Below are 18,119 nucleotides of genomic sequence, written 5' to 3'. Positions count from 1 at the left end.
TGTGCGGCGCGGATTCTGGTTAATCCAGTGTGAAAATTTTGTCACGAACGCCGACAGACGGCGAGGGATTGCCCCTCGCAGGGTTATTCCGCCTCCACGCCAATCCGCAATGCCCCTGCTAGCGGGGGGCTCAGAGGCGGATGTTGCCTCTTGGGCCAGCAATCGCCCAGATGATCAGGCCAATGACCGGCAGCAACAGAATCAGCAAAGTCCACAGCACCTTGATGCCCACTTCGGCACCACTTTTCAGAACATTCGCAATCGCCCAAATGTCCAATGCCAATATGATCAGGCCTACCAGGCCATTGAATGTCGAGCCCATACCTTCGCTCCTGAAAAAATCCGTGTGCGGCAGAGCATAGCGTCTATTACGCCGATAGAAGGGAATCCTTGGGCAGCGGCGCAGGTCACTGGTTAGACTGATTTCATTCATTGTCATGAGGTCCGCATGCCACCTGCCAACACTCAAAGCGCCGCCCCAGCCTCGATGCTGAGCGCCTGGCGGCAACAAGCCCTGAATGCCCCCTGGCTCAGTGCCGGCCTGGGTGTGAGTCTGCTCGCGATTGTTATCCTGCTGCTGGCCAGCATGTGGAATGCAGTCAACGGCGATCACTCGCAAAACCTGCACCTGGCGCTGCTCGGCGGGCTGGCAGGTTTTGGCGCTACCGCGTTGGGCGCAGTGCTGGCGGTGGTACTACGTGATGTCAGCGCGCGCAGCCAGGACGTGATGCTTGGCTTTGCGGCTGGGATGATGCTCGCGGCGAGCTCGTTTTCGCTGATTCTGCCCGGTCTCGATGCGGCCCGTGAGATTACCGGCAACGGCCCGGCGGCGGCGTTCACCGTGGTCCTGGGGATGGGCCTGGGCGTGCTGTTGATGCTGGGCCTGGACCGTTTTACCCCACACGAACATGAAAGCACCGGCCCTTGTGGCCCCGAAGCGGAGCGGATCAGCCGGGTGTGGCTGTTCGTGCTGGCGATCACCTTGCACAACCTGCCCGAAGGCATGGCCATTGGCGTGAGCTTTACCAATGGCGACATGAACATTGGCTTGCCGTTGACCAGCGCCATCGCGATTCAGGACATTCCTGAGGGCTTGGCAGTGGCCCTGGCCCTGCGGGCTACGGGGCTGTCGAACCTCAAAGCGGCGCTGGTGGCAATTGGCTCAGGGCTGATGGAGCCTTTGGGGGCCGTGATCGGCCTGGGGATCTCCACCGGCTTTGCCCTCGCCTACCCGATCAGCATGGGCCTGGCTGCAGGGGCGATGATCTTTGTGGTGTCGCATGAGGTGATCCCCGAAACCCACCGTAATGGCCATCAGACGGCGGCGACGCTGGGGTTGATGGGCGGCTTTGGGGTGATGATGTTTCTGGATACCGCGTTGGGCTGATGGGTTGCCAGTGCCGGCCTCATCGCTGTGGCTCGCCCCGCGATGAGGCCGGCACTGGCGACAACCGCTGTCAGTTGTGCACAGCGACCTTCAAGGCCTCCAACGCTGGCTCCACGGCGATCCCCACCTCAGCGCCCAACTCCAGCACCCGCGCCAGGTCATTCTGACCGACCATCACCATCTGCAACTCGTCATCGAGTAACTGGCTGAAGTTGAGCAGCACATAGCCGCCGGCTTCCTTGTTCAGCGCACCCATCTGCACCTGGATGCGGTTGAGTGCGGTCAATGGCTCGGTTTTCGCCAGCTGCTTGGGCTTGAGGTTGAACGGTACGCTCTTGTCGAACGAATCCGTGATGTTCTGGAACAGCTCCTGATAGCTGTCGGCCTGGAACAGCACGGTATCCGGCAGGCTACCGAGCACAATCCACTCACCCAGCGGGATCGGGAAGGTGTCGTCGTAGTTGATATCCGGGTTGGCGGCCAGAAACGCGGCGGGGTCGGCGTAGGCCTGAGCGGCCTCGTCGGCAATGCGCTCGATCTCGTCATCGGGCATGCAACCGGCGCCGACGAGGCTGATGAATTCGCGCAATTGGTCTTTCATGAGGGGGCTCTGCAATGGTGAAAAAGTCACCAAGGATAGCTGCAAACGCCCCCTGAGGGTTAGCCGGCCAGCGCCTGCAAGCGCGCAGCGGTGTCGACCGCGCCCATGGTTTGGGCAGCGGCAAGGGCATTGGCGCCCCGGGCATCCTGGCGCGCAGGGTCGGCGCCCTGGGCCAGCAGGTAGTCGACAATTTCGCTGCGATTGAACATCGCCGCCAGCATCAACGCCGTGCGCCCGTCGGCGGCGGCGGCATCCACCGGTACGCCGTGCTCGAGCAGCAGGCGAATCATCGCCAGATCGCCCTTGAACGCGGCGCCAGCGATGGGCAATTGGCCGTTGTCGTTGGCGATCAATGGATCGGCGCCATGGCTCAACAGCACCTGCACGGCATCATGATGGCCATGGTAGCTGGCAAGCATCAGCAGGGTATCGCCCTTGTGGTTGCGCAGGTTGGCCGGCAGGCCGCTGGCAAGCAAACGCCCGAGCATCTGGGCATCACCGCGGCGAGCGCGCTCGAACACCTCTTCGGCAAAGGCTGCGGCTTCGTCGTCGTTCATGGTGGCGGGCTGTTGGTCGGACATTCTGAACCTCCTGGCAAAATTTAGAGCCCAAGTCTTTGTCAGGCCCCCCTGATCGGTCAAAGGTTCAGATTCTATTGAGCCCAGAGGCTGGCTCTATGGCCATGCAAAATGCACTGTGCAAAATGCACGACCATGCACTATGCACGAAGACCTTCTCGTGAAAATCATGTAACTAACTGATTTTAAAGGGATTTAATCAGAGCAAAAGACTGGCACGGTCACTGCAACGATCAACTCACGTCTGCCAACACAACAGTCAGGAGTTGATATGGACCTCATTCAGCAAAAGTTCGCCTCGGTGTTTTCCGCCTACCAGGTCGCTACCCAGGCCCGCCCGGACGGCGGTATCCTGCTGACCCTGCGTGCCGCTGATGGCGTGGTCACCCGCCGAGTACTGACTTACGGCCAACTGCACAGTGCCGAGCAGCTGTCGTGGGCGATCAGCGCGATTCGCCGCGACCTCGCGGAACAGGCCAGTGAGCTGCCGGTGATCTCGATGCTGCAGAGCCAGCAGCGGTTTGCGCTGCCGACTTATCGCTGAGTGTCAGTACCACTGCTATCGCGGGGCAAGCCCGCTCCCACGTAGTTTCCTGCTGAAGCTAAATTACGTGGGAGCGGGCTTGTCCCGCGAAGGGCTCCCACGTAGTTCGCTGCTGAATCTGATTACGTGGGAGCGGGCTTGCCCCGCGATAGGGCCGGAGTGCTAAACCTCAGAATTCGGCGATACCCGCAAACGCCAGCGCAGCCGCATCACCGGTAAAGCGCGGCGCCATCGCCTGCTCATCGCGGAATAACCGCAGCGCCAGACAAAACGGCGTATCCCCCAGGTCAATCCAACGCCTAACCTGGGCCGGCACAATGAGCACATCGCCCTTCTCGCACAGCACGGCATACACATACTCGCCCACCCGCAGGGTGACCTGAGCCCGTCCGCTGATCATCGCGAACACCTCATCGCCGCCATGCACATGCTCGTTACGCAGATCGACCTGCGCCGCATCCACGCCATCACGGTTGAGCAACGCATAGGCCGCACAGCCATGCTCGGTCATCAGCCGGTCCAATGGCTCACGACAGGCGTCGAGCACTTCGTCCTGAGCCGTCCCAGGGCGAACCCGCAGCTCATGCGGTTGATGCATGAAACGCACGCCCTGCTCGGCGAGGGTCGTGACAATGTCGTCATGGTGGGTCAGCAACTTGTTGGGAAGGCCCGGGCTTGACGGGTGAAAAACGCTGAGGATGCTCATCAGGGGCTGTTCCTGCTATCGGTCATTCGAGTCGCAATGATAACGGCTGCGGCAAAGGCTGCGACGCTGGCCATACCAAAGGTGAAGTGTGGGCCCAGCAATTTCCAACTGTAGCCCGAATACAACGCGCCTAACGCGCCGCCTGTACCTGACAACGCCGCGTACAGCGCCTGGCCCTGGCCTTGCTGGCGTGCGCCGAAGCTGGCTTGGACGAAGGCGATCGAGGCGGCGTGGAAACAACCAAAGGTTGCGGCATGCAACAGCTGGGCGAGGATCAGCGCGGCCGGCACTTCGGCCAGGTTACCCAACAGCAGCCAGCGCAGCCCCGCCAGGACAAAGCTGAGCAGCAGCACCCGGCGCACCGAAAAACGCGCGAAGATCCGGCTCATGGCCATGAACATCAAGACCTCCGCAACCACGCCTAGCGCCCACAGCAAGCCGATACTACCGCGGCTGTAGCCCAAGTGTTCCAGGTGCAGGGTAAGGAAGGTGTAGTACGGCCCGTGGCTTAGCTGCATCAGCGCCACGCACAGGTAGAACGCGATCACCCCAGGCGCCAGCAGCTGGCGCAGGAAGCCCCCTGCCCCGCTACGCTCAGCATGTTCCACCGGCTGGGCATTGGGCACCCACAGGCTGGCGAGGAAGATACCGGCCATGATGGTGACCAGCGCCACCGGGTAGATATCCAGGCTCAGCCATTCGAACAGCCGGCCCAGGCCCACCACGGTGAGGATGAAGCCGATCGAGCCCCACAGCCGCACCTGGCTGTAGCGTGAGGTCTGGCCGTGCAGGTGGGCCAGGGTAATCACCTCGAATTGCGGCAGTACCGCATGCCAGAAGAACGCATGCAGGGCCATCACCAGCGCCAGCCAGACGTAGCTTTTACCGAAGAAGATCAGCGAGAACGTCGCCAGGGTCGACAACGCCCCCAGGCGCACGATCAGCAGGCGCTGGCCGCTGCGATCACCCAGCCAGCCCCACAGGTTGGGGGCGACGCAACGCATCAGCATGGGGATGGCGACCAGCTCGCCAATGCGCGCCGGGGAGAAGCCGAGGTGATCGAAGTACAACGCCAGGAACGGCGCGGTGGAGCCGAGCAGGGCGAAGTAGAACAGGTAGAAACTGGACAGGCGCCAGTAGGGAATTGGCGTCATGGGGCAGTGCGCTTTGTGGTGATCATTGGGGGCCGCTTTGCGGCCCTCTCGCAGGCAAGCCAGCGCCTACAAAGACCGTGTAGGGGCTGGCTTGCCCCGCGATAGGGCCTGCGCCGATCAACGCTGATTAGAGCTGGCCCAAAACAGGAGTATTGACTCGCACATCGGCATTCTGTGCACGATGGCGCAGCAGGTGATCCATCAGCACGATGGCCATCATCGCCTCGGCAATCGGCGTGGCGCGGATGCCTACGCAGGGATCATGGCGGCCCTTGGTAATCACTTCGACCGGGTTGCCATCGACATCGATCGAACGACCCGGGGTGGTGATGCTCGACGTGGGCTTGAGTGCCAGATGGGCAACGATTGGCTGGCCGGAGGAAATACCACCGAGAATGCCGCCCGCATTGTTGCTGAGGAAGCCTTGCGGGGTCAGCTCATCACGGTGCTCGGTGCCACGCTGGGCGACACTGGCGAAACCGGCGCCGATTTCCACGCCCTTGACCGCGTTGATGCTCATCAGCGCGTGGGCAAGCTCGGCATCCAGGCGATCGAAGATCGGCTCGCCCAGGCCCGGCATGACGCCCTCGGCCACCACAGTGATCTTGGCCCCGACCGAGTCCTGGTCACGGCGCAGTTGGTCCATGTAGGCCTCAAGCTCTGGCACCTTGGCCGGGTCCGGGCTGAAGAAGGCATTGTCTTCGACCGAGTCCCACGTTTTGAACGGGATTTCGATGGGGCCCAGCTGGCTCATGTAGCCCCGTACGCGGATGCCTTGGCTGGCCAGGTACTTCTTGGCGATGGCACCGGCAGCGACGCGCATGGCGGTTTCCCGCGCCGAGCTGCGACCACCGCCACGGTAGTCGCGCAGGCCATACTTGTGGTGGTAGGTGTAGTCGGCGTGGGCTGGGCGGAACAGGTCCTTGATCGCCGAGTAGTCCTTGGATTTCTGGTCGGTATTGCGGATCAGCAGGCCAATCGAGCAGCCCGTGGTTCGGCCTTCGAACACCCCGGAAAGGATCTCGACTTCGTCCGGTTCCTGACGCTGGGTGGTGTGCCGGCTGGTGCCGGGCTTACGCCGGTCGAGGTCGTGCTGCAGATCGGCCAGGGAAATCTCCAGGCCTGGCGGACACCCATCGACAATGGCGACCAACGCCGGGCCATGGCTTTCGCCAGCGGTGGTGACAGTGAACAGCTTGCCGTAGGTATTGCCGGACATGGACGCTCCGCGAATCAGCCTGAAGTTTGGATGAGGCGGCCAGTATACGGAAAGCGGCAGATTTGCGAAGGAAATCCAAGCCCTTGGTTGTCAGTTCCGGCCTCTTCGCAGGCTAGCCCACCCCCACAGGGAGGGAGTGGACCGCAAGATTTGCACGATGACGCACAATCAATTGCACTGGCAGAACCTTCATCAGGCCTCCAGGTCCAACCCTCATCTCCTCATGAAGTACCCCATGATGCTGCGCTTCGCCGCCTTGTTGCTGCTGTTCTGCACCACCTTCGCCAATGCTGCCGCCCCCACCGTCCTGCAACGTCCGATCGACTTGGACACCGGCCAGGGCGTGCTGCACGGCAGCCTGCTATTGCCCCAGCAGGACACCCCGCCGCCAGTGGTATTGATCATCGCCGGTTCCGGTCCAACCGACCGCGACGGCAACAACCCTGCGGGCGGGCGAATCGACAACCTCAAGCGACTGGCCCTGCTACTGGCCGGCGAGCACATCGCCAGTGTGCGCTTCGACAAACGCGGGGTTGCCGCCAGCCAGCCGGCCACCCCGGACGAGCGCGAACTGAGCGTGGAGCGCTACGTTGCAGACACCGTGGCCTGGAGCCGCAAGCTCCAGGCCGACCCGCGTTTTGGCCCGCTGATTCTGCTCGGCCACAGCGAAGGTGCGCTGATCGCCACCCTGGCCGCCGAACAAGCCGGCGCCAGCGCCGTCATCACTGTCGCCGGCAGCGGACGGCCAGTGGCGCAGGTGCTTCGCGAGCAACTGGCGCAGCGCCTGCCAGCGGCGCAACTGGCGCGCGGCAACGCCTTGATCGACCGCCTGCAAGCCGGCCAAACCAGCCTCGATGTGCCGCCAGCACTGCGCGAAGTGTTCCGCCCTTCGGTGCAGCCCTACCTGATCTCGTTGCTGCGCCAGGACCCGGCCGGCGCCTTCGGCCAGCTCCAAGTGCCTGCCCTGATCATTCAGGGGCGCAACGATGTGCAAGTGGACGTGGCCGACGCCGAGCGCTTGCAGGCGGCCAAGCCCGATGCCCAGCTGGCGCTGATCGATGGCATGAACCACATGCTGCGTATCAGTCCGCGAGCCATGAGCGGCCAGCGTGAGAGCTATCAGAATCCTGAGCTGCCGCTGGCGCGCGAACTGGGCCAACGGATCGTCGCTTTCATTCGCCAATTGCCGCAGGCGTAGGGCGTGCCCCTACAGTACTGACCGCTGCTGCCGATAAGCAGGCATCGGCCGGTTATTGCGGGGGAAATCCTGCGATATCCGGCCATCGTGCATGTGAGGAAGCCCGTGATGACCGATGCCCCCGCCGCTGAGGCGACCGAAGAGCCGCAAGCCCCGGAGAGCGCCCCGCTGCCCTGGGCGGATGTGGCCGCTGAACATTTCCAGCTGCTGCGCCTGGCGCCATTGCCCACCGACCGCAACAGTGGCGCCCGTCCGCTGCGCTTCGTGCAGTTCGGCTATGTCGAGCGGCACAACAAGGAGCACAGCCTGCTACGCATGGAAATCCGCTTGCCCGGGCAGAAAGTGCGAAAAGAGCAGAACCAGCTGGATATCCGTGTCGATCACGGCCAGCGCCTGGTCAGCATTGGCGCTGAAGCCGGGCTGCAAATAGAACCGCTCAATCGTGGTCTGGGCCGCTACCTGCTGGGCCAGGCGGTGCAGTGGTTGCAGGCCAACTGGTCGCACTACCGCGTTGAAGGCAGGACTCTGCCGAACAAGGATGCGCTCAACGAAGACACCCGCCTGCGCCGCGACCATGTCTTGCGCAGTATCGGTGTAGAGGTGGAGTACAACGACGGCCAGGTGCTCAAGGGGCGCACCGTGGAGGTGGCGGTCGGTCAGCTCAAGGGCGGCTGGAACGCCGAGAAGGTCCAAAGGATCGATACGCTGGAATCGGCCGGCATGCTGCAACAGGCCGAGCAGACGTTGCAGGAAAAAGAAGCGCAACTGCGCGAGCGCGATGAGCGGGTGGCCAAGTACCGCCGCGAAGACAGCGGGCTGCGCTTTACCATTACCTGCCTGGTGGCGTTTGCGGTGTTCCAGGCGGGGCTGTTGATCTGGATTGCTACGCGCTAGGCGCCTGGCGGCTCTTCGCGGTTGCACTAGAGCGGTGGGAGCGGGCTAGTCCCGCGATAGCGATGGCCAATGCGATTGATGTCGCCTGGTCTAACGCTATCGCGGGACACGCCCGCTCCCACAGGCCCTTACATTGGCTTCAGACGCGCGAGGCGAACAGCTCCTGATGCTGGCGGCACTGCTCAGCCGTCAACATGAACACCCCATGGCCGCCACGCTCGAATTCGAGCCAGGCAAAATCGACTTCCGGGTACAGCGTCTCGACATGCACCTGGCTGTTGCCCACCTCGACGATCAGCAAGCCTTTCTCGGTCAGGTGGTCAGCCGCCTCGGCCAACATCCGTCGTACCAGGTCCAGGCCATCGTTACCGCACGCCAAACCCAGCTCCGGCTCGTGCTGGTACTCGGCCGGCATGTCGGCAAAATCTTCGTCATCGACATACGGCGGGTTGGACAGGATCAAGTCGAAGCGCTGCCCCGGCAACCCGGCGAAGCCATCGCCCTGCACGGTGAACACCCGCTCATCCAGACCATGGCGTTCGATGTTCTGGTTGGCCACTTCCAGCGCGTCGAACGACAAATCGGCCAATACCACTTGCGCCTCAGGGAACACCTCGGCGGCAACGATACCGATGCAGCCGGAGCCCGTGCACAGGTCAAGAATGCGGGCCGGCTCTTGCGCCAGCCACGGCTCGAAACGTTTTTCGATCAGCTCGCCAATCGGTGAACGCGGCACCAGCACACGCTCATCGACCAGGAACGACATCCCGCAGAACCAGGCCTCGCCGAGCAGGTAGGCGGTGGGCACGCGCTCTTCGATGCGGCGCTTGAGCAGATGCTGCAGACGCACTCGCTCGTCATCCTCGAGCTGGCAATCCAGGTAGCTGTCAGCCACCTCCCATGGCAGGTGCACGGCCCCCAGCACCAGCAGGCGGGCCTCGTCCCAGGCGTTGTCGGCACCGTGGCCGAAGAACAGGTCATGCTCGTGGAAGCGGCTGACTGCCCAGCGGATGTAGTCGCGCAGGGTGCGCAGGCGGGATGTGATCACGGGGTACTCCTTTTCAGACAGGACAAAAGTCTAACAGGCCCACCCGCTGAAATGTTCCACCCCATCTCCAACAAGTAGCCACAGGCCAGTAAACACGCAGGTTACGATGTCAACCATTCCCATTAGCGGCCAAGCAAGGGACAATAGGCGCACAAAAGCCCTACTGAAGGAGCCCTTGATGTCCGTTACAACCACGATGTTCCGCCTCAGTGGCCGCGACTACCCGCCGGCCAAGCTGGGCAACGCCAGCCTGATCATCATCGATGCGCAGAAGGAGTACCTCAGCGGTCCCCTGGCGCTGTCGGGCATGGACGAGGCCGTGGCCAACATCGCCAGGTTGCTCGAGGCCGCGCGTAAAGCCGGTCGCCCGATCATCCACGTCCGTCACCTGGGTACCGTTGGCGGCCTGTTCGACCCACAGGGCCCGCGCGGCGAGTTCATCGAAGGCCTGGAGCCGCGTGGCGATGAAATCATCATCGAAAAGCGCATGCCCAACGCCTTCAAGAACACCAAGCTGCACGAAACCCTGCAGGACAAAGGCCACCTGGACCTGATCGTCTGCGGCTTTATGAGCCACTCCAGCGTCAGCACCACCGTGCGCCGCGCCAAGGACTATGGTTATCGTTGCACGCTGGTCGAGGATGCTTCGGCAACCCGCGACCTGGCGTTCAAGGATGGCGTGATTCCTGCCGCGCAGATCCACCAGTGCGAAATGGCCGTGATGGCCGACAACTTCGCCTGCGTCGCCCCTACCGCCAGCCTGGTCTGAGCGCATGACCGCCCGGCAGACGGGTGGAACCTGATAGCCACGGGCAGGTCGAACTCCGGATACCTATAGAGGAAATCGGAATGAAGCTCAAAGGCAGTTTCGACGCCAAGCGCCTGCGCCCGCGCGAACCGCGTAACTGGGGCGCGCGCCTGGCTGCCGGGCTGTCTGCCCTGCTGGCGACGCTCGGCATACTTCTGGCGATGGCCGGTTTTGCCGGTCTGTTGGGCAATTACGCCGCACTTGCCGAACTCAATGCCAATCGGCCGCTGTCGGGCATCCTGCTGGCGGTGGGGTTATTGTTGCTGTGGATGGGCGTGCGTTTCTGGCGCCGTAGTCGGATTCGCCTGCGTCGAGGGCGAGAGTTGAACCTGTCGCCGCATCTGATGAAGAAGCACGACTGAGTTGGTTGTCAGTGCTGGCGTCATCGCGGGGCAAGCCCGCTCCCACGTAATGGTCACCGCATCTGATGAATGAGCACGGCTGAGCTGGCTGTCGGTGCTGGCCTCGTCGCGAGGGCACGCCCACTTAATGGCGCCATAGCTCTGCGGATAACTCGTGGGAGCGGGCTTGTCCCGCGATGGGCCAGCACAGGTGTACGCAGGCGCGCACTCGCGTAAACTACGCCGCCCACGTGGAGGCCTGCATGCAAGACGACGATTTTTCCCTGTTCCATGCCGAAGTGCGCGGCGTCAAGCCGATCAAGCACGACCGTGCCGAGGTCGGCAAACCCAAGGCTGACCGCAAGCAGCTGGCCGGCCTGCGCCAGTCGGCTACGGTACGCAGCGACCAACCGTTGGTGGTCGATGGCATGTCCGATCAGTTCGTTATCGACGTGGGCGCCGAAGACGAGCTGATGTGGCGTCGCGACGGCGTACAGGAAGGCCAGATCCGCAAGCTCAAGCTCGGTCAGATCCCTTTCGAAGGCAGCATCGACCTGCACGGCATGAGCGTGGAAAAGGCCCGCGAGATCCTCTGGGCGTTTCTCGCCGAGGCGACCAAGCTGGAAGTGCGTTGCGTGCGGGTCACCCATGGCAAGGCAGCGCGGCTGGACGGCAAGCGGCCGATGATCAAGAGCCACGTCAACACCTGGCTGCGCCAGCACCCGCAAGTACTGGGCTTCACCTCCTGCCAGGCGCGCCACGGCGGCACCGGCGCGGTGTACGTGATACTCAAACGGACCATGCTCGACGGGCGCGACGAATAACGCCGCGCTTGCAGCGCCGCCCTTGCCGCCGTACCCTTCTTTTTTGCGTTTATTCCCTACAGGTAGATACATGTCCCTGGAACAGAACTACACCGAGATCCTCAGCCAACTTGGCGAGGACGTCTCCCGTGAGGGCTTGCTGGACACGCCCAAGCGGGCCGCAAAGGCCATGAAGTACCTTTGCCGCGGATATGAACAGACCCTGGAAGAGGTCACCAACGGCGCGCTGTTCAGCTCCGACAACAGCGAGATGGTGCTGGTCCGGGACATCGAGCTCTACTCGATGTGCGAGCACCACATGCTGCCGTTCATCGGCAAGGCCCACGTGGCTTACCTGCCACAGGGCAAAGTACTGGGCCTGTCCAAGGTTGCGCGGATCGTCGACATGTTCGCCCGCCGCCTGCAGATCCAGGAAAACCTGAGCCGCCAGGTTGCCGAAGCCATCGAGCAGGTCACTGGCGCTGCCGGCGTTGCGGTGGTCATCGAAGCCAAGCACATGTGCATGATGATGCGCGGTGTCGAGAAGCAGAACTCGACCATGATCACTTCGGTGATGCTCGGCCAGTTCCGCGAAAACGCCGCGACTCGCAGCGAGTTCCTCAGCCTGATCAAGTGATCGGCGCGTGATCCCAAGCCGGCCCTGAGGGTCGGCTTTTTATTTGTTCAGGAGTTGCCCATGATCGTCAAAGCCCTGCGGGTCGGCCTCGGCCAGCTTACCGTGTTCGGCGACTGGATCAGCCGCCCGGCCAAGCAAAAGCGTGACCCGGCGGCCCAGGCGCTGGTCGAGCAACAGGCCAAGAGCCTGGCGCTGTACCAGTTCCACGCCTGCCCGTTCTGCGTCAAGACCCGACGCAACCTGCATCGGCTGAATGTGCCGGTGGCGCTGCGTGATGCCAAGAATGACCCCCAACACCGCCAGGCCCTGCTTGAAGGTGGCGGTCGGGTGAAAGTGCCGTGCTTGCGCATCGAGGAACAAGGCCAGGTGACCTGGATGTATGAGTCCAAGGAGATCATTGCCTACCTGGACCAACGTTTCGCCGGCGTTTGATTTTTTGGGGGGCGGTGCCGGCTTCATCGCGGGGCAAGCCCGCTCCCACGCAGCCAGCTCTCGCCCGACTTGTGCCAATGCAGCTACACACGTGGGAGCGTGCTTGCCCCGCGATAGCGTTACTCGCCCATCGGCACATGGCGCGGATGCGCAGCCACCCGCGCCAACCACGCCTGCACCGCAGGGTATGCGCCCAGATCAAACCCACCCTGGTGCGCCACATGGGTATAGGCATACAACGCCACATCGGCAATCGAATACTGCTCCCCGACCAGATACGGCGTCATCTGCAGCTGCTTTTCCATCACCCGCAGCGCTTTGTAGCCGCCCTTGTGCAGCCCCTTGTATTCCTCGAGCCGCTCCTGCGGCAAGCCCAGATAAAACTGGATGAAGCGCGCCACCGCAATGTACGGCTCATGGCTGTACTGCTCGAAAAACTGCCACTGCAACACCTGGGTACGCAGACGCGGCTCGCTGGGCAAAAACTCGCTACCGTCGGCCAGGAAGTTGAGAATCGCGTTGGACTCCCAAAGATAGCTGCCATCTTCGAGCTCCAGCACCGGCACCTTGCCATTGGGGTTCATGGCGAGAAACTCCGGCGTCTCGGTCTGACCCTTGAGAATGTCCACCGGATGCCATTGATACGGACGATCGAGCAAATGCAGCATTAGTTTGATCTTGTAGCAGTTGCCCGACTGGTAGTCCCCATAGACCTTGTACATCACCCCTCCCCTCAATGCAGTTGCCGATATAGGCCCCATAGTTGGCGACTGTACGGCTAAAAGCAATGGTCGCTGTATGGCAAGGATCAACGCTTGCCGCGTTAGTCTGAAAAAACTGCTTACAAGTACAAGGACTGCACCATGACCGATGCCACTTCAGCGCGCCTGCGCCCATTGGCAGACAGCTCCCCGTCGGCGGTGGTCGCCGGCTTCATCGCCATGCTTACCGGCTACACCAGCTCGCTGGTGTTGATGTTCCAGGCCGGCCAGGCGGCCGGATTGACCACAGCGCAGATCTCCTCATGGATCTGGGCGCTGTCGATCGGCATGGCGATTTGCAGCATTGGCCTGTCGCTGCGCTATCGCACGCCGATCACCGTGGCCTGGTCGACGCCGGGAGCGGCGCTGCTGATCACCAGCTTAGGCGGCGTCAGCTACGGCGAAGCGATCGGCGCATATATCACCTGCGCCGTACTGGTGCTGATCTGCGGCCTGACAGGCAGCTTCGAGCGCCTGGTCAAACGGATTCCAGCATCGCTGGCCTCGGCGCTGCTGGCTGGGATCTTGTTCAAGATCGGCAGTGAGATTTTCGTTGCCGCGCAGCACCGCACCCTGCTGGTCCTGGGCATGTTCTTCAGTTACCTGCTGGTCAAGCGCCTGTCACCCCGCTATTGCGTACTGGCCGCGTTGGTAGTGGGTACGGCGCTGTCTGGCGCGCTGGGCCTGCTGGATTTCAGCAGCTTCAACCTAGAAGTGGCCAAGCCGGTGTGGACCACGCCGAGCTTCTCGCTGGCAGCGACCATCAGCATTGGCATCCCGTTGTTCGTGGTAGCGATGACCTCGCAGAACATGCCGGGGGTGGCGGTGTTGCGCGCCGATGGTTACCAAGTGCCGGCCTCGCCGCTGATCTCGGCGACCGGTTTTGCTTCGTTGCTGCTGGCACCCTTTGGCTCGCACGGGGTGAACCTGGCGGCGATCAGCGCGGCGATCTGCACCGGGCCGCACGCCCATGAAGACCCGAAAAAGCGATACACCGCAGCGGTGTGGTGCGGGATCTTCTACGGCATCGCTGGCGTGTTCGGCGCGACCTTGGCCGCACTGTTTGCCGCCCTGCCCAAGGAGCTGGTGCTGTCGATCGCGGCGTTGGCGCTGTTCGGTTCGATCATGAATGGCTTGAGCGTGGCCATGAGTGAGGCGCGCGAGCGCGAGGCGGCCTTGATTACCTTCATGGTGACGGCGTCGGGCTTTACCTTGTTTTCGATTGGCTCAGCGTTCTGGGGGATCGTGGCGGGGGTGATTACCTTGCTGATCCTCAATCCACGTAGGGCTTGAAATGTCGATGGCTGAGCGGGTTTCATCGCTCGACAAGCCCGCTCCTGCAGGGCTGCGGTGAGGCCCGATCTGCCGGCACGCTACTCAGGCTCTGCTCAGAGCCTGAAATGCCCGACCATCCCCTTCAACTCATCCCCCAACTGCGCCAGCTGCACAGTCGACTGGGCATTGTCGCGCATCGCCAGCGCAGCCTGATCGGCACTGCCGCGAATCTGCGTGACACTGCGGCTGATCTCCTCGGCGACCGAACTCTGCTGCTCGGCCGCGGCGGCAATCTGCTGGTTCATCTGCTGGATCAATGACACCGCCGTGGCAATGCTACCCAGTGCGCTTTCGGTATGCAGCGCATCCGCCACCGCCAAGCGCACCAGTTCGGTACTCCCGCGAATCTGCGCCACCGACTGCTGGGCGTTGCCACGCAAGCTTGCGACCAAACGCTCGATCTCCTCGGTCGATTGCCGGGTCCTCCTGGCCAGAGCCCGCACCTCATCGGCGACCACGGCAAAACCGCGCCCTTGCTCCCCGGCCCGCGCTGCTTCGATCGCCGCATTGAGCGCCAGCAGGTTGGTCTGCTCGGCCACGCTCTTGATCACCTCAAGGACATCGCCAATGGTATGAATCTCTGCACTCAGGCTCTCGATACCGGCGCTGGCGGTCTCTGCCGCCGCCGCCAGCTGTTCGATGCGCTGCATGCTCTGGCGCACCACCTGCTGGCCGGATTCGACCTTGTCATCGGCAGCCTGCGCGGCCTGGGCGGCTTCTTCGGCATTGCGCGCCACGTCATGCACGGTGGCGGTCATCTGCTGCATGGCGGTGGCAACTTGCTCGGTTTCTTCTTTCTGGCTGCCGACCTCGCGGTTGGTCTGCTCGGTCACGCTCGACAGCGACTGAGCGCTGCCAGCCAACTGCTCGATACCCTGCTGCAAACCACTGACCATGCCTGACAGGCCCGCCGCCATCTGCTGCATGGCCTGCAACAGCTGGCCGACTTCATCGCCCCGCGGCGCTTCGGCCTGCATGCCTAAGTCACCGGCGGCAATCCGTTGGGCACGGGTGATCACCCGCTTGAGCGGGCCAACCACAGCACGGGTGATCAGCCACGCCGCCAGCACCCCGGCCAGCAGCGCCAGCGCAGTAGCCAGAGAAATCGCCAGGGCGTTGCGTTTGAGCTCGCTCTGCATGGCCTGTTCCTGACTGCTGTAGGCCTGATCGACCCTGGCGGTGACCTGGTCGGCACGCGCCTGCAACTGCGCCTTGAGGCCCTGCTCTTTGGCCAGTAGGTCGGTGTATTCGTTGAGCTTTTCGGAGAAGCTGGCGATATGCCCGGCGACCTCGCCCAAGACACTCTGGTAACCACTGTCGCTGACCGAGGTCTTGAGCTGCTCGACCAGGCTGGCCGCCTCGACGGTCTGGGCGATCCGCCCCTGGTTGACCGCCTCCTCGCCCTTGCGCCCCTGCTCCAGTCGCACCCGCGCCTCGTCCATCGCCTGCAACATCAGTCGCGACACCTGGGCCACCTGCGCGGCCTGTTCGAGAAACTCACCGCCTTGCTGGCCCTGAGACTGTTTGAGGGTGTAGCTGCCATCGTCAGCCAGCCCCGCCTGCAGTACATCGAGGTTATTGGCCACGCTTGAGACCGACCAACTGGCCATGTCCAGCGCCAGCTCCTTGGCCTGCACAGCTTCAACGAAGGTGTCGAAGGCCTGGCCATAGGCGGTCAAGTCAGCCTCGCTCGCGCTCAATTGCGCGACCCCACGGGCACGCTCGATCAGCCCTTGCAATCCAGTGCGCAAAGCCTCGGCGTCCTCACTGTCGGAGCGCAAGGCAAAGCCCTGTTCGAGCTGGCGCAAGCGCAGCAGGTCGGTATTGAACTGGGTCATCTGGCGCAAGCCATCAAAGCGCTGACCGACGCTGTACAGCGCGAACACGCCAATCGCCGCCACCGCCAGGGTCAGCAACAGGACTAAAGCAAAGCCCAAGCCGAGCTTGCGAGCCATGCCGAGATTGGCCAGAACGCCGTGCTTGGTCACTGCCATCGCCGATTCCCCCTCGCCCTGTCAGGCTTTTCTGAAGGGCAAGAGTGACAATGGGGAGAGGATGCTCACAAGTCCTTGGCGCCAGAATGGTGTCAAATAGCTATGAGTGTGTCGTTTTCAGGCCGCTGAAGGTCGCCCTGCATGCTGAAGGAAGGCTTGGGCACGTTGGTCCTGCCCGTAGGCGACATTGATCCGCAACCAATCACTGGCAGCCCCCTGAACATCAAAGGCGCTGCCCGGCGTGAGCAGTACTGCATGTTCCAGTGCCAGCCGCTCAAGGCTCGCGAAGTCGCGACCCGGCACCCGCGCCCAGACGAACATCCCACCATACGGCTCACAGAACACCTGCCAGCCATAGCCTTCAAGCTGGCCGAGCAACTTGGCCATGTGCTGCCCCAGACGCACGCGCAAACGCTGCACGCTCTTGCGATAGCTGCCATTGGCGAGCATCTGCGCCACCACCTGCTCGGCGAAGCGCGAGTTGCCGATACCACTGACCATTTTCAGCTCGGCCAAACGTGCAATCAGGTCCTCGTCGGCCACCAGATAGCCGACTCGCAGCGAACTGCTGAGGGTTTTGGAGAAACTGGCCAGGTAGATCACCCGCTGCTCGCTGTCGAGGGTAGCCAGGCGGGTGGCCGGACCTTCCTGGAAATCGGCGTAGATATCGTCCTCGATGATCCGCACGTCTCGCTCGCGGGCCACTTCCAGCAGGCGGTAGGCGGCCTTCGGCGTCAGACTGGTGCCGGTCGGATTGTGGTACAGGCTGTTGATGAACAGGCAGCGCGGGCGATGCTCGACCAACAGCTGCTCCAGTGCCTGCAAGTCAGGGCCATGGACGGTACGCGGAACCGGCAGCATGCGTACTTGATGGGCGCGCAGCAGGTTGTACAGGTTGTAATAACCGGGGTTTTCCACCAGTACCGTATCGCCTGGGCGCAGCAGCGTGCGCACCAGCAGATCGAGGCCATGGCTGGCGCCTTGGGTGGTGAGGATGCGTTCGGCACCCGCCGCAATATCCAGCCGCGCCAGACGCTTGTGCAACTGCTGGCGCAGGCTGCTCAGGCCCAACGGCGGGCTGTAGTCGAACAAGTCGGCAGGGTTGCCACGGCTGACCTGGCGAATGGCCTGGGCCAGTTCCTCAGCCGCGCGCCACGCGTTGGGCAACCAGCCGCAGCCGAGCTTGAGCAACTCGTCGTGGCCTTCGCGGAACTGGCGCCAGCTGCCATCCAGCGCCTCTCCCCAGTGTTCGGCGTCGGCTGTTTCCAGGCCCGGCTTGCGCTCGGCAACGAAGAAGCCGGTGCCGTGGCGCGCTTCTAACCAGCCACTGGCGACCAGCCGATCGTAAGCCTCTATCACGCACGACGGGCTGACCTGATGGGTTCGTGCCAAGGCGCGAATCGAGGGTAAGCGCGCACCGGGGCGCAGGCGCTGGTGCTCGATCCAGGCCTGGAGCTGGTCGGTGAGTTGTTGGACCAGGGGGGTGGGGCTGAGGCGATCAAGCTGCAGGTTCATGGCAAGTGTTCGCGGATTTTATGCGAACAGTTAAGCATAAATGGGCTGGGGGTGTGTCTTGTTGGTGGAGCGGCTGGGCATCAGTGTGGCCTGTGCCGGCTCTATCGCGGGGCAAGCCCGCTCCCACGAGGCCGCTGTCATCGACGCCCGTGGGAGCGGGCTTG

General features: G+C 62.8%; 20 protein-coding genes and 1 pseudogene. 10 read left to right on the top strand and 11 right to left on the bottom strand.

All coding sequences use genetic code 11. From position 1 onward, the window contains the following. Positions 1-130: 130 nt before the first annotated feature. Complete coding sequence (locus tag OIU19_RS24140) at positions 131-322, bottom strand: PLDc N-terminal domain-containing protein (protein WP_264237154.1); 192 nt, start codon at positions 320-322, stop codon at positions 131-133. A 126-nt stretch (positions 323-448) separates the two neighbouring features. Here OIU19_RS24140 and OIU19_RS24135 point away from each other — a divergent pair, with 126 nt between their 5' ends. Next, positions 449-1,387: a ZIP family metal transporter gene (locus OIU19_RS24135; protein WP_264237119.1), complete on the top strand. Its 939-nt coding sequence runs from the start codon at positions 449-451 to the stop codon at positions 1,385-1,387. Between the two features lie 70 nt (positions 1,388-1,457). On the opposite strand, the gene OIU19_RS24130 is transcribed toward OIU19_RS24135, so the two are convergent. Together OIU19_RS24130 and OIU19_RS24125 are read right to left on the bottom strand one after the other, a co-directional pair. After that, positions 1,458-1,988: a hypothetical protein gene (locus OIU19_RS24130; protein WP_186554804.1), complete on the bottom strand. Its 531-nt coding sequence runs from the start codon at positions 1,986-1,988 to the stop codon at positions 1,458-1,460. A 59-nt stretch (positions 1,989-2,047) separates the two neighbouring features. After that, on the bottom strand, positions 2,048-2,569 hold the full coding sequence (locus OIU19_RS24125; RefSeq protein ID WP_264237117.1) for an ankyrin repeat domain-containing protein: 522 nt from the start codon (positions 2,567-2,569) through the stop codon (positions 2,048-2,050). Positions 2,570-2,837: 268 nt separating this feature from the next. Here OIU19_RS24125 and OIU19_RS24120 point away from each other — a divergent pair, with 268 nt between their 5' ends. After that, the gene (locus OIU19_RS24120; RefSeq protein WP_186554802.1) at positions 2,838-3,110 is read left to right on the top strand and encodes a DUF3509 domain-containing protein; all 273 of its coding nucleotides are present in this window, start codon (positions 2,838-2,840) and stop codon (positions 3,108-3,110) included. A gap of 169 nt (positions 3,111-3,279) precedes the next feature. Here OIU19_RS24120 and OIU19_RS24115 read toward each other — a convergent pair whose 3' ends face one another. The 3 genes from OIU19_RS24115 to aroC form a co-directional block, all read right to left on the bottom strand. Further along, positions 3,280-3,816, bottom strand: coding sequence for an oxidase (locus OIU19_RS24115; protein WP_264237116.1), 537 nt, complete (start codon positions 3,814-3,816; stop codon positions 3,280-3,282). Further along, positions 3,816-4,970, bottom strand: a complete 1,155-nt coding sequence (locus tag OIU19_RS24110) for an MFS transporter (RefSeq protein ID WP_264237115.1) — start codon at positions 4,968-4,970, stop codon at positions 3,816-3,818. Before OIU19_RS24110 ends, OIU19_RS24115 begins: the two co-directional genes overlap by 1 nt. A 127-nt stretch (positions 4,971-5,097) precedes the next feature. Then, a complete protein-coding gene (gene aroC / locus OIU19_RS24105) occupies positions 5,098-6,189 on the bottom strand; it encodes a chorismate synthase (protein WP_264237114.1) in 1,092 nt (363 codons plus the stop codon). A 235-nt stretch (positions 6,190-6,424) separates the two neighbouring features. Here aroC and OIU19_RS24100 point away from each other — a divergent pair, with 235 nt between their 5' ends. Next, positions 6,425-7,387 carry an alpha/beta fold hydrolase gene (locus tag OIU19_RS24100; protein ID WP_186554798.1) on the top strand — a complete coding sequence of 321 codons (963 nt, stop codon included), beginning with the start codon at positions 6,425-6,427 and terminating at the stop codon, positions 7,385-7,387. Between the two features lie 108 nt (positions 7,388-7,495). After that, positions 7,496-8,281, top strand: coding sequence for a hypothetical protein (locus OIU19_RS24095; RefSeq protein WP_264237113.1), 786 nt, complete (start codon positions 7,496-7,498; stop codon positions 8,279-8,281). Between the two features lie 139 nt (positions 8,282-8,420). On the opposite strand, the gene prmB is transcribed toward OIU19_RS24095, so the two are convergent. Next, positions 8,421-9,329, bottom strand: a complete 909-nt coding sequence (gene prmB, locus OIU19_RS24090; protein WP_264237111.1) for a 50S ribosomal protein L3 N(5)-glutamine methyltransferase — start codon at positions 9,327-9,329, stop codon at positions 8,421-8,423. Positions 9,330-9,507: 178 nt separating this feature from the next. Here prmB and OIU19_RS24085 point away from each other — a divergent pair, with 178 nt between their 5' ends. The 5 genes from OIU19_RS24085 to OIU19_RS24065 all read left to right on the top strand — a co-directional run bounded on the left by OIU19_RS24085 (position 9,508) and on the right by OIU19_RS24065 (position 12,350). Continuing rightward, positions 9,508-10,098 (top strand): cysteine hydrolase family protein, encoded by a 591-nt coding sequence (locus OIU19_RS24085; RefSeq protein ID WP_264237109.1) that lies wholly within the window; start codon positions 9,508-9,510, stop codon positions 10,096-10,098. 80 nt (positions 10,099-10,178) lie between these two features. Further along, the gene (locus tag OIU19_RS24080; RefSeq protein ID WP_264237107.1) at positions 10,179-10,499 is read left to right on the top strand and encodes a hypothetical protein; all 321 of its coding nucleotides are present in this window, start codon (positions 10,179-10,181) and stop codon (positions 10,497-10,499) included. A 242-nt stretch (positions 10,500-10,741) separates the two neighbouring features. Then, positions 10,742-11,302 carry a Smr/MutS family protein gene (locus OIU19_RS24075; RefSeq protein ID WP_186554793.1) on the top strand — a complete coding sequence of 187 codons (561 nt, stop codon included), beginning with the start codon at positions 10,742-10,744 and terminating at the stop codon, positions 11,300-11,302. Positions 11,303-11,372: 70 nt separating this feature from the next. Further along, on the top strand, positions 11,373-11,918 hold the full coding sequence (gene folE / locus OIU19_RS24070; RefSeq protein WP_186554792.1) for a GTP cyclohydrolase I FolE: 546 nt from the start codon (positions 11,373-11,375) through the stop codon (positions 11,916-11,918). A 60-nt stretch (positions 11,919-11,978) separates the two neighbouring features. Continuing rightward, complete coding sequence (locus OIU19_RS24065; RefSeq protein WP_264237106.1) at positions 11,979-12,350, top strand: glutaredoxin; 372 nt, start codon at positions 11,979-11,981, stop codon at positions 12,348-12,350. Positions 12,351-12,469: 119 nt separating this feature from the next. Here the strand turns inward: OIU19_RS24065 and OIU19_RS24060 are convergent, their stop codons facing one another. Next, positions 12,470-13,072: a glutathione S-transferase family protein gene (locus tag OIU19_RS24060; protein WP_264237105.1), complete on the bottom strand. Its 603-nt coding sequence runs from the start codon at positions 13,070-13,072 to the stop codon at positions 12,470-12,472. Between the two features lie 141 nt (positions 13,073-13,213). Here OIU19_RS24060 and OIU19_RS24055 point away from each other — a divergent pair, with 141 nt between their 5' ends. After that, on the top strand, positions 13,214-14,404 hold the full coding sequence (locus OIU19_RS24055) for a benzoate/H(+) symporter BenE family transporter (RefSeq protein WP_264237104.1): 1,191 nt from the start codon (positions 13,214-13,216) through the stop codon (positions 14,402-14,404). A gap of 95 nt (positions 14,405-14,499) precedes the next feature. Here the strand turns inward: OIU19_RS24055 and OIU19_RS24050 are convergent, their stop codons facing one another. The 3 genes and pseudogenes from OIU19_RS24050 to OIU19_RS24040 all read right to left on the bottom strand — a co-directional run bounded on the left by OIU19_RS24050 (position 14,500) and on the right by OIU19_RS24040 (position 17,955). After that, positions 14,500-15,342 (bottom strand): methyl-accepting chemotaxis protein, encoded by an 843-nt coding sequence (locus OIU19_RS24050; protein WP_372353346.1) that lies wholly within the window; start codon positions 15,340-15,342, stop codon positions 14,500-14,502. Positions 15,343-15,360: 18 nt separating this feature from the next. Continuing rightward, positions 15,361-15,585 (bottom strand): annotated as a pseudogene (locus tag OIU19_RS24045) (HAMP domain-containing protein); the annotation flags it as partial. 972 nt (positions 15,586-16,557) lie between these two features. Then, positions 16,558-17,955 (bottom strand): PLP-dependent aminotransferase family protein, encoded by a 1,398-nt coding sequence (locus tag OIU19_RS24040; RefSeq protein ID WP_264237102.1) that lies wholly within the window; start codon positions 17,953-17,955, stop codon positions 16,558-16,560. Between the last annotated feature and the right edge of the window lie 164 nt (positions 17,956-18,119).

Origin of the sequence: Pseudomonas sp. BT-42-2 (genome assembly GCF_025847435.2) — a bacterium.
GTDB classification, from domain to species: Bacteria; Pseudomonadota; Gammaproteobacteria; order Pseudomonadales; family Pseudomonadaceae; genus Aquipseudomonas; species Aquipseudomonas urmiensis.
Note: the sequence above shows the minus strand (reverse complement) of the source record. Positions and strands in the feature narration are given on the sequence as shown.

What these genes read in the sequence shown, in the direction of transcription:
- OIU19_RS24140 (WP_264237154.1), bottom strand. Translation starts at nt 322, where the DNA reads ATGGGCTCGACATTCAATGGCCTGGTAGGCCTGATCATATTGGCATTG.
- OIU19_RS24060 (WP_264237105.1), bottom strand. Translation starts at nt 13,072, where the DNA reads ATGTACAAGGTCTATGGGGACTACCAGTCGGGCAACTGCTACAAGATC.
- aroC (WP_264237114.1), bottom strand. Translation starts at nt 6,189, where the DNA reads ATGTCCGGCAATACCTACGGCAAGCTGTTCACTGTCACCACCGCTGGC.
- OIU19_RS24120 (WP_186554802.1), top strand. Translation starts at nt 2,838, where the DNA reads ATGGACCTCATTCAGCAAAAGTTCGCCTCGGTGTTTTCCGCCTACCAG.
- OIU19_RS24085 (WP_264237109.1), top strand. Translation starts at nt 9,508, where the DNA reads ATGTCCGTTACAACCACGATGTTCCGCCTCAGTGGCCGCGACTACCCG.
- OIU19_RS24095 (WP_264237113.1), top strand. Translation starts at nt 7,496, where the DNA reads ATGACCGATGCCCCCGCCGCTGAGGCGACCGAAGAGCCGCAAGCCCCG.
- OIU19_RS24080 (WP_264237107.1), top strand. Translation starts at nt 10,179, where the DNA reads ATGAAGCTCAAAGGCAGTTTCGACGCCAAGCGCCTGCGCCCGCGCGAA.
- OIU19_RS24135 (WP_264237119.1), top strand. Translation starts at nt 449, where the DNA reads ATGCCACCTGCCAACACTCAAAGCGCCGCCCCAGCCTCGATGCTGAGC.
- OIU19_RS24115 (WP_264237116.1), bottom strand. Translation starts at nt 3,816, where the DNA reads ATGAGCATCCTCAGCGTTTTTCACCCGTCAAGCCCGGGCCTTCCCAAC.
- OIU19_RS24055 (WP_264237104.1), top strand. Translation starts at nt 13,214, where the DNA reads ATGACCGATGCCACTTCAGCGCGCCTGCGCCCATTGGCAGACAGCTCC.
- OIU19_RS24125 (WP_264237117.1), bottom strand. Translation starts at nt 2,569, where the DNA reads ATGTCCGACCAACAGCCCGCCACCATGAACGACGACGAAGCCGCAGCC.
- OIU19_RS24075 (WP_186554793.1), top strand. Translation starts at nt 10,742, where the DNA reads ATGCAAGACGACGATTTTTCCCTGTTCCATGCCGAAGTGCGCGGCGTC.
- OIU19_RS24040 (WP_264237102.1), bottom strand. Translation starts at nt 17,955, where the DNA reads ATGAACCTGCAGCTTGATCGCCTCAGCCCCACCCCCCTGGTCCAACAA.
- OIU19_RS24100 (WP_186554798.1), top strand. Translation starts at nt 6,425, where the DNA reads ATGATGCTGCGCTTCGCCGCCTTGTTGCTGCTGTTCTGCACCACCTTC.
- OIU19_RS24130 (WP_186554804.1), bottom strand. Translation starts at nt 1,988, where the DNA reads ATGAAAGACCAATTGCGCGAATTCATCAGCCTCGTCGGCGCCGGTTGC.
- OIU19_RS24110 (WP_264237115.1), bottom strand. Translation starts at nt 4,970, where the DNA reads ATGACGCCAATTCCCTACTGGCGCCTGTCCAGTTTCTACCTGTTCTAC.
- folE (WP_186554792.1), top strand. Translation starts at nt 11,373, where the DNA reads ATGTCCCTGGAACAGAACTACACCGAGATCCTCAGCCAACTTGGCGAG.
- OIU19_RS24050 (WP_372353346.1), bottom strand. Translation starts at nt 15,342, where the DNA reads ATGGTCAGTGGTTTGCAGCAGGGTATCGAGCAGTTGGCTGGCAGCGCT.
- OIU19_RS24065 (WP_264237106.1), top strand. Translation starts at nt 11,979, where the DNA reads ATGATCGTCAAAGCCCTGCGGGTCGGCCTCGGCCAGCTTACCGTGTTC.